Consider the following 8,501-nt stretch of genomic DNA (forward strand, 5'->3'; position numbering starts at 1 on the left):
AACTCTCCCTTCGGGCGGACCAGTTTCGGGGCAACGGTCAAAGAGTGAAGATGAGCGCAGCAGGCTTGGGTGGTTCAAGGGGCCGCCCCTGGCGTCGCAGCTCAAGAAACTGCCGATCCACCTCCCCGGTTTGCTGGGAGATGCATCAGGCAACGAGGTCGCACTGGAGTCTGCCTTGTCCCGTGGTGGCGCGACACCGACTTAAGCGCTTGCTGCGGTCACGACCCTGTGTCGCGATGATCTTGGCCGCCCTGGGTCTTTCCTGGCCGCCGCTCGGCCCAGCCGGTCACGTTTCGTGAGCGCGTCTTGCGGTCCCGCGCCGGGGCACCTTGCCAGCCGGTGGAGCCAAGTCGACGGGCGGATGATGCACGCCCTGGTTTCCACGGAGCGCGTGCCGGCAGGACTCTTGCCAGTCGTGCTGGTACATGGCCTGGGCATGTCGAGCCGGTACATGGCCCCGCTTGCGCGGTGCCTCGCACGCGATGCCTTTGTCCTCGCGCCCGATCTGCCTGGCTTCGGGCTGAGTGATGATCCTCCGCGCGCGCTGACGGTGCCCGGGATGGCTGACGCGCTGGCGGCTTGGATGGATGAGGCCGGGCTTAGTCGGGCGGCGCTGGTGGCGAACTCGCTCGGCTGCGAGGTCGTGGTGGAACTCGCCATGCAACGACCGGACCTCGTCGCGCGGGCAGTGCTCCAGGGGCCCACGCCAGACAGGGAGCATGCCTCAGCTATACGGCAACTGGCGATGTTCTTCTTGACGAGCCTGTTTGAGAACCCAGGCATCATATGGGTCGCCCTCACGGATTATCTCCGCGCCGGTGTGCGGCGCTACGTCCAGACCTTTCGCCACATGCACGGCTACAGCCTGTCGGCCAAGCTGCCGTATGTCGCCGCGCCGGCGCTGATCGTCCGGGGTGCACGCGACTACCTCGTCCCACAGGGCTGGGTGGAGCGCATGGTGCGGCTGATGCCCAATGCCAGCCTCGTCGTCATGCCTTCCGTAGCACATGGCATGAACTATTCTCATCCAGCCGAACTGCGGGCTGCCATCCTGCCCTTCCTTCTCGGAAGTGGCCCCCCGGCCGACCACTCGGTCTAGCCGCCCGTATCGGTTTCCACGCTGCCGCGCCGCTGGAGCGCGCGCGCGATGAGCCAGAACAACAGTGCCCACCCAGCACCGACAGTCCAGCCAGCCAGCACGTCCGTCGGCCAGTGCACACCGAGATAGACGCGGCTCACCCCGACCAGCAGCGCCAACAGGACGGCGGCAGAAAGAACAAATGCCTTCACGCTTCTATCAGGCTCCACGCGGGCGAGCAGGGCGCCCAGGGTGAGGTAGACCACCGCGGCCATCATTGAATGCCCACTCGGGAAGCTGGCGGACGAGACGTAGGAGCCGTGTGGCACCAGATCAGGGCGAGCCCGCTCGAAGGCACCCTTCAGCGCCATGCTTACCAAGATGCCGCTGCTGACCGCCGCCAAAAGCAGCCACGCCGCATGCCAGAGGCGCCGCAATGCCATGAAGGCCGCGACCAGGAACGTGAGCAGCGTCAGCACGGCGACGCCGCCAAGGGCTGTGACATCGCGCCCCATCTCCGCCAGCCATGGCGGGCCAAGAGGGTTGGCCGGGTTCGTTGGGGAGCGCAGAGCCAGAAGCAAGGCACGGTCAATTGCCGCCGTCTCCCCTGCCAGAACTGCATCGGCGAGTTCGACAAAGCCCCAGACAGTCACGGCCGGCAGCAAAAGGAGCAGAACAATCCGAAGTTCCAGTTTTTCGCCGGCCGAGGCAAGCGGGTAGCTCAGCGGCTTTGACCGGGGAGAGCGTGGCGCTGGCCTTCCACTTGTCATTCGCGCATTCCACCTCCGTCATCCATCCAGCGGGAACCCTGCAGAGAGAGAGGCGCCTCAGCGTCCCATGCGCCGAACGGCCAAGCGCGAAACACGTTACGCCACGGTGCGCAAGGACGGCGCTGTGAGGGCCTCTGCCGCAATGTCCATCAAAGAGGTGCGGGAAGCCTCGCTCCTCTGGTTCTTTATCGGAGGGACGTCTGCAAGCGGCTTTCTGGAGCTTTGCTCCGTTTGTCTTACGGTGCCTACTTCCCGCCGCTCGGTGAAAGGGCAGTGAAACTCTGTGCCACTGCATGCGCACGTCGGGGGGAAACAGAGCAGGGAAGCTCCAAAACGAATACTGAAGGCAGCGAGGCTGAACCGGCGAACACGTGGACCAACCGGACTTTCGGCCTCAACGAAACCACATTCCTGAGCATGTGTTCTTAGGGTACTACCGGACTACTGCTTTCCGCATGTTTGTCCTCTCAAGAGTGGTCAGGCCCCATCCCATCGCTTTCGGGCGGTGGGGTGGGGCCTTCACCACAAGAGGCCTCGCGCGTGGGCCACCCGTTCAGGAGGAGCGGCGCCCCTGAAGCTTCAGCTTCTTCCTCTCTATTCGGGCCGACACTCGGCTCTGATTGCCGAGGACGCGTGGCCTGGGGTTGGTGCCGATCTCAACGGAGCGGCCCAAACCATCAGCTTCCAGCAGCGTCAAATGGTCCTCTCCACCGGCAGGCCTTGGTGTTTGTGGTAGGTGAGGGCGTGGCGAACTCCATGCCGGAGACACGCTGGAAGACGTTCTTGACCTTGCCGTCATAAGCCCCGAAGACGTGTGTGCCTTCAGGCAGACCACGCGCCTCGTGGAGGCGGCGGTCGGCCCTGACCTGCAAAAGACGGTTAGGGAGGCTCTCAACCATGCTTCAAACCTGCCGCGCTTCTTGCCTGGCGTCGCTGCTCCCCGAGAAGTGACGCCCGTCTTCGGGCCGCAGCGTGGCCTCGAGAGAAGCCTCGCCCTCAGAATATGTGGATACCGCCTCACGGAGCCCGAGGGCACAGCACTGCCCTGGCGCACAAATACCTTCGCCTTTCCCATGGGTTTGCCCCGACGGTTGCCTCCGTATCGCCACGGAGTTTCGTGGGGTTTTGCGTTTCCCATCTCCCGCGCCTCGACGAGGGCGCAGTGCACGCGACGTAGGCGTGGCCCTCGCCCCAGCGAAGGGAGGCTGAGGAATGACCGAATCCACCACGACCCGACGCCAGCCGCGAGCGCGCTGCGCCGCGCTGACCTTGGCCGTCCTGCTTGGCGGCTCCCTCGCGGCCGGCAGCGCAGCGGCGCAGGATCGGGGGCCGCGCAACGAGCGCCACGACTGGGGCTTCGCCTCGCCCAACTCCGGGGGCCACGGCTCGCCCGGGTATGATCGAGGAAGCGATGGCGGTGCCCAGGGGCAGGACCGCGACCTCGACAGCATGGCGCGCGATGCCTTCGACCGCGGCTACCGCGCGGGACGTGAGCAGGAGCGACGGAACTTCCAGTCGGGACCGGGGTGGAACAACGCGGCCCAGCGTCAGGCCTATCAGCTGCTCGAGCACGCCGCGGCCGACCTTCGTCGCGCGCTCATGCTGATGCATCGCGACCCATCCCTGCCACGAAACAATACGGCCCTGGTGGAAGCGACGCAGGCCCTGATCCAGCTGCAGAACGCGATGACCTGGCTCCCAAGCCAGCGGAGCGAGAACCTCCGCCCGGATGGCGGCGGGTTCGGCCCTGGGGATCAGGTCGGGCCGGCCCGTGCGCAAGGCGGCTGGCGCGGCTGAGCGGACAGCAAGCCATCCATGATCCGACCAATCCGAGGGCGGCGCCTTTGCCGCCCGCGGGGCAATTAGAAGAGACAAGACATGAAGAAGTTCATCCTGCCGATCATCGCCATTGGCACACTCGCCGGTGTCGCCGCATCCCCGATCCCTGCACTGGCGCAGGGCGACGACGGGTCCTCCCGCCGGGGCTACTCCGAGTATGACCGCGGCTTCCGCGACGGCCAGGATCGCGAGCGTCGCTCGCGTGAGGCTTACGAGCGCGGCTATCGCCAGGGTCAGATGGAGGAGCGCCGCGAGCGTCAGCGCCTCGGCATGGGTATGGGCCCGCGAGGCTGGAGCGGCGAGCGCGAGTTCGAGCGCGAGGGACGCTTCGGTGGCATGTTCGGCGAGCGCGACTTCGGTGATTGATCAACCCATCACCGCGGCAATCGGGGCCATCCACCGGCGCTCTGTGGCCCTGATAGCGAACTGCGGTCCCAAGCTGACGTTATGGCGCGTCCCGCAGGGTCGTGCTGGAGCCCCCTGCCCGACACACGCGGGCAGAAGGCTCCACGTGAAGGGCCGCGCCATCGTGCGTCGGCTCACCACCCCGGGGCAGGGCCACGTGCCCGCCGGGCTTCAGAGAGGAAACCGACAATGACAATGAAACGCTTGGCCATCCCAGCCTTATCCATCGTCCTTCTCGGCAGCGCGGCGGCGCTGCCGGCCGTGGCGCAGTCGCAGGACCAGAGCTACCGCGGATCCTCCGGCTGGAACGACCGTGATTCCGACCGCTTTGGCCGGAATTACTATGATCGCGGCTACCAGCAGGGCCGCGACGACGAGCGGCGCTGGAACCAGCAGCGCAGCGACGGCGATCGCCGCGGCATGAGCAGCCAGTCGAGCACCGGATCCTACCCGTCTGGCCCTTCCTATGGCGACAGCCAGAGTGGCCAGCGCAACTGGGGCTCCCAGCCCTACAGCTCCAGCCAGTCGTGGCAGTGGCCGACCGGGCAGCAATCGGGTCCGCCGCAGTCGGGCCAGTCGCAGGCGGTTCAGCAATACGGCCAGCCACAGATGGGCTACCATCACGGCCCCATGCACCATGGCCCTTCGGGCATGGGCCAGGGCAGGTCCTCGGGCACCGATCCGGGCGTGCTCATCCTGCTGATCGAGCGCGACCGCCAGCAGCAGGCCATGCGCGAGGTCCGGCAGTCGGTGCAGGAGGCGCGCAACGCACTTCAGCAGGGCGACCAGTCGCGGGCGCGCTCGGCGCTGGATGAGGCGGACCGGACGCTGCGTGAGGCGAATGCGGTGCGCAACCAGCAGGAGGTCGAGCGTCTGCTGAACCAAGCGGACCAGGCGCTCCAGCGCGGGGACCGCCAAGCCGCTCAGCAGGCATTGCAGCAGGCCCGGCAGGCCATGCGAGAGGACAGCGGAGACCAGACCTCGCGCAGTCAGGGCAGCACAGGGAGCAGCCAGCCTAGTCAAGCGGCCGGGACCCAGTCGGGTCCGTCGCCGGGGGCGACCACGGGCGGATCCTCCTCGCAAGGTGGCACCTCGAACCCAGGCCAAGGTTCCACCTCGGGCTCGACCTCGGGCACAGGCTCGACCTCGGGCACAGGCTCGACGTCCGGCACGGGCTCGACGCGCTGAATACCTAAGGGGCAGACCGGCTAGCCGGCCTGCCCATCGCCGGGCAGCAGGTTCTCCACCTCGCCTGCGTCACAGGCACCGCGGCCACACCCTGGGCAGCCTTTCACCGGGGTTTGCGCGAGGCAGCCGCGTTGCAGTCCTGACCGTTACACTCCGGCACGCTCTCTCAAACAAAGGAATGGCCAGGATGCCGAAGAAGCACCCGAACACGGTCCGCTGGGGCGGCCCAGGCGCAAGCCACGAGGATGCCACCAAGCCCATTCCCGAGCCTCCTCCCGCGCATCCGGAGGATGCCGTGAGCACCAACCCGAGCGTCAGCATGCGCTCAGGCGGCGGAGGCGAGCGGGACGCGAAGCACAGCCATGTGGACCCGATGCGGTCGTCGAAGTCGCACGCGACGGATGGTGCGAGCCCAAGCGAGACGGACCGCGCCTTTCGCGAGAACCGCTCGCGCAATGACCAGGCCGAGGATGCCCGCGCGGCGGAGGAAGACGACGAGCGCGATGAGGAGGCAGACGATGCGGCGAGCGACGATGGGGCCGAGGGGGTCGGCCTGCCGGTCCTGCTCAACACGGATTCCTCGGTCCAGGGTCACGAGCAACTCAGCGCAATGGTCGAGCGGATCGTACGTGCACGTCTGCGGCACCTCGCGCCTCACCTGACGCGCGTGGAGGCTTATGTGACGGACGGCAAGCGGGGCGGGCAGGGCTCTGCCGACCTGCGGTGCGCCCTGGAGGCGCGGCCCGAGAACGCGAAACCGGTGGGCGCCGATCACTCCGCCGCAACCATCGAGGAGGCGGTGCGGGGCGCGGCTGGAAAGCTCGCCAGGGTCCTTCGGAGCCAGTTTGGCAAGCGCCATTCGGTGAAGGGCGGGGACACCATCCGGCGCGTGGATTGACGCGGGATGCGCGGCCTCGGGCTCTCGCCTTGTGCCAAGAAGATTAAAGCGCTTGCGCTGGCCCTCGTGCCGGCGCCTGCCCTGGCGCAGGGTGAGGGTATGCGTCCCGGCGCGGGCTCGCCCTTCTCGGTGCGCGACGCCTGTCCCCAGTCCCATCGCGATTTCCAGCTCGAAGCGCGCCTCGGTTGGACCTGGAATCGGGACGGGAGCGACACTTTCTCGCCTCGCCCTGCCATGAGGTACGGCTTGACCGAAGGCCTGGAACTCCGGCTCGGCGGCACCCAGGACTTCGAAAGGTCTGGGCGGGATACCGGCGTCACCGCTGGCGGCTTCCGCTGGCAAGCCATGGGGCAGGAGGGCTGGCGGCCGGCTTTTGCCCTTCTCGGTGAAGTCTCAGTTCCTTGCCAGGGCCCTGACTCCGTCCAGACCGAGATCAGTGCCATCACGAGCCACGTCACGGGCCGTAGGCCGGGCCATTGGGGTCTGCACTTCAATGCGGGCTGGCCGGTCCGGGCCTGCAGCCCTCGCCCGAGGTGGATCGCCCGCGAGGAGCGCGGCGCGGCAGCGAGGCCGCGGTGAGCGCAGCGCGGCTCCGTCAATGGTGGGCGGACCTGCTGTCGCGCTTCTGGCTGCGGCCAGGACTGATGTGCCTTGTCGCCGTCGTGCTGTCGGAGACGCTGGTCCGGCTTGAAGGGCGAATCGAGCTGCCATCCGCCGTCGCGGACTGGGTGTATGCGGGCGGGGTCGGCGGCGCGCGGGACGTGCTGCAGACCATTGCCGCCGCGAGCATCGCCGTGGCGGGCACCACCTTCTCCATCACGGTCGCCGCGCTGACCTTGGCGACAAGCCAGATGGGACCCCGCCTGCTTCGGAACTTCACGCGAGACGCGGGCAACCAATACGCGCTGGGCCTGCTGGTGGCGACCTTCGTCTATGCCCTCGTCGCGCTGCGCTCGGTCCACGAGAACGACAACAGCAGCTTCGTGCCGCAGCTGGCCCTGACGGGGGCGCTGGCCCTGGCCTTCGCCAGCGTGGGTGCCCTGATCTGGTTCCTCCACCACATGGCAACCTCCATCAACGTGGACCGCGTGATCGCGCTGGTGCAGGTCGACCTCGTCGCCGCCCTCAGGGGCCTGCCGGAGCGGGACGCGGAATCGAGCAACGCGGAGGCCGAGCCTGCCTTGCCCGAGGCCGGCTCGGCCCCCCTCGAGCTGTCTGGCAGCGGCTACATACGCGTGCTGGACGACGAGGCGCTGGCCGACTGGGCCGAGGAGCACGATGCCGTGCTGCTTCTCTCCGTTCGGCCGGGCGGATACGTGCTTCCTGGCAGCGTGGTGGGCTGGGTCTCCCCGGCGGGCTTGCAGGAGGAGGCCCAGGAAGCGTTGGCTTCTGCCTCGTCGCTCGGCCCCACCCGCGACGTGGAGCAGGATCTGGAGTTCGCCGTGCGGCAACTGGTCGAGGTGGGGCTGCGCGCCCTGTCACCCAGCACCAACGACCCCTTCACGGCAATCAGCGTCCTGGATCACCTCGGCGCGGGGCTGGGCGAGACGGCGCGTCGCACCCTCCCCTCCGGCGTGACCTGCCGGAACGGGGTCGTCCGGCTGCGACGGCCCTCCACCGACTATGAGGGGCTGGTGGACGCCATGTTTCACATGCTCCGCCAGTCGGGCGCCGGTGAGCCTTCCGTCATGATCCGGCTCCTCGAGGTGCTGGCCGAGGTGGCGCGGCTGGAGCCAGACCCCGAGCGCCGCAGGGTCCTGCGCCGCCATGTGGAACTCGCGCACGACGCGGCCCGTGAGGCGACGAGCGATCCAAGCGCCCGCACCGCCCTCGCCAGACGCTACGACACGGCCCTCACTGCACTTGCCAGCAAAGATCCCAGGGGACCGGGTCCGATCAAAGGTCTGCGTCTCGTGACCTGAGTCCTGAGCTTCCTCGTTGCGGGGGCGCTCCATACGGAAGCCGAGGCAAGGCCAGAAGGAGGCGCCGCTTGGATTTCTCGTCGATCGGAGAAGTGGCATCCGCGCTCGCGCGCGGCTACCTGCCGCATCTGCGGGACCTGTCCATCGCCTATGTGCTCGCTCTTGTCATCGGCTGGAATCGCGAGCGTGAGGCCCGAAGCGCTGGGCTACGGACCTTTCCCCTGGTCGCCATCGCAAGCTGTGGCTTCGTGCAGGCGACCGAGATGTCGCTCGGCGAAGACCCTGAAGCCGTCGCGCGTGTCGTCTCGGGCATCGTCACCGGCATCGGCTTCATCGGGGCAGGAGCCATCATGAAGGGCGGCGACGAGGTGCGCGGAACCGCCACGGCGGCGAGCATCTGG

The 8,501-nt window shown here is 67.8% G+C and carries 8 protein-coding genes; 7 read left to right on the forward strand and 1 reads right to left on the reverse strand.

What is annotated here, in order from left to right; translation table 11 throughout:
* Window positions 1-361: 361 nt before the first annotated feature.
* Window positions 362-1,099, forward strand: coding sequence for an alpha/beta fold hydrolase (locus OF850_RS17440; protein WP_301591617.1), 738 nt, complete (start codon window positions 362-364; stop codon window positions 1,097-1,099).
* On the opposite strand, the gene OF850_RS17445 is transcribed toward OF850_RS17440, so the two are convergent.
* The gene (locus tag OF850_RS17445; RefSeq protein ID WP_301591619.1) at window positions 1,096-1,848 is read right to left on the reverse strand and encodes a phosphatase PAP2 family protein; all 753 of its coding nucleotides are present in this window, start codon (window positions 1,846-1,848) and stop codon (window positions 1,096-1,098) included. The genes OF850_RS17440 and OF850_RS17445 overlap by 4 nt on opposite strands.
* A gap of 1,212 nt (window positions 1,849-3,060) precedes the next feature.
* Here OF850_RS17445 and OF850_RS17450 point away from each other — a divergent pair.
* The 6 genes from OF850_RS17450 to OF850_RS17475 form a co-directional block, all read left to right on the forward strand.
* Window positions 3,061-3,645, forward strand: a complete 585-nt coding sequence (locus OF850_RS17450) for a hypothetical protein (RefSeq protein ID WP_301591620.1) — start codon at window positions 3,061-3,063, stop codon at window positions 3,643-3,645.
* Between the two features lie 81 nt (window positions 3,646-3,726).
* Window positions 3,727-4,053 carry a hypothetical protein gene (locus tag OF850_RS17455; RefSeq protein WP_301591621.1) on the forward strand — a complete coding sequence of 109 codons (327 nt, stop codon included), beginning with the start codon at window positions 3,727-3,729 and terminating at the stop codon, window positions 4,051-4,053.
* A gap of 228 nt (window positions 4,054-4,281) precedes the next feature.
* The gene (locus OF850_RS17460; RefSeq protein ID WP_301591622.1) at window positions 4,282-5,280 is read left to right on the forward strand and encodes a YfdX family protein; all 999 of its coding nucleotides are present in this window, start codon (window positions 4,282-4,284) and stop codon (window positions 5,278-5,280) included.
* Between the two features lie 187 nt (window positions 5,281-5,467).
* Entirely contained in the window at window positions 5,468-6,178 is a 711-nt protein-coding gene (locus OF850_RS17465) for a hypothetical protein (protein WP_301591623.1), read from the forward strand.
* 575 nt (window positions 6,179-6,753) lie between these two features.
* Entirely contained in the window at window positions 6,754-8,100 is a 1,347-nt protein-coding gene (locus OF850_RS17470) for a DUF2254 domain-containing protein (RefSeq protein WP_301591625.1), read from the forward strand.
* Between the two features lie 68 nt (window positions 8,101-8,168).
* The coding region (locus OF850_RS17475) for an MgtC/SapB family protein (protein ID WP_301591626.1) at window positions 8,169-8,501 on the forward strand (333 nt) is incomplete at its 3' end.

It is taken from the genome of Sabulicella glaciei, assembly GCF_026183895.1.
Classification (GTDB): Bacteria; Pseudomonadota; Alphaproteobacteria; order Acetobacterales; family Acetobacteraceae; genus Roseococcus; species Roseococcus glaciei.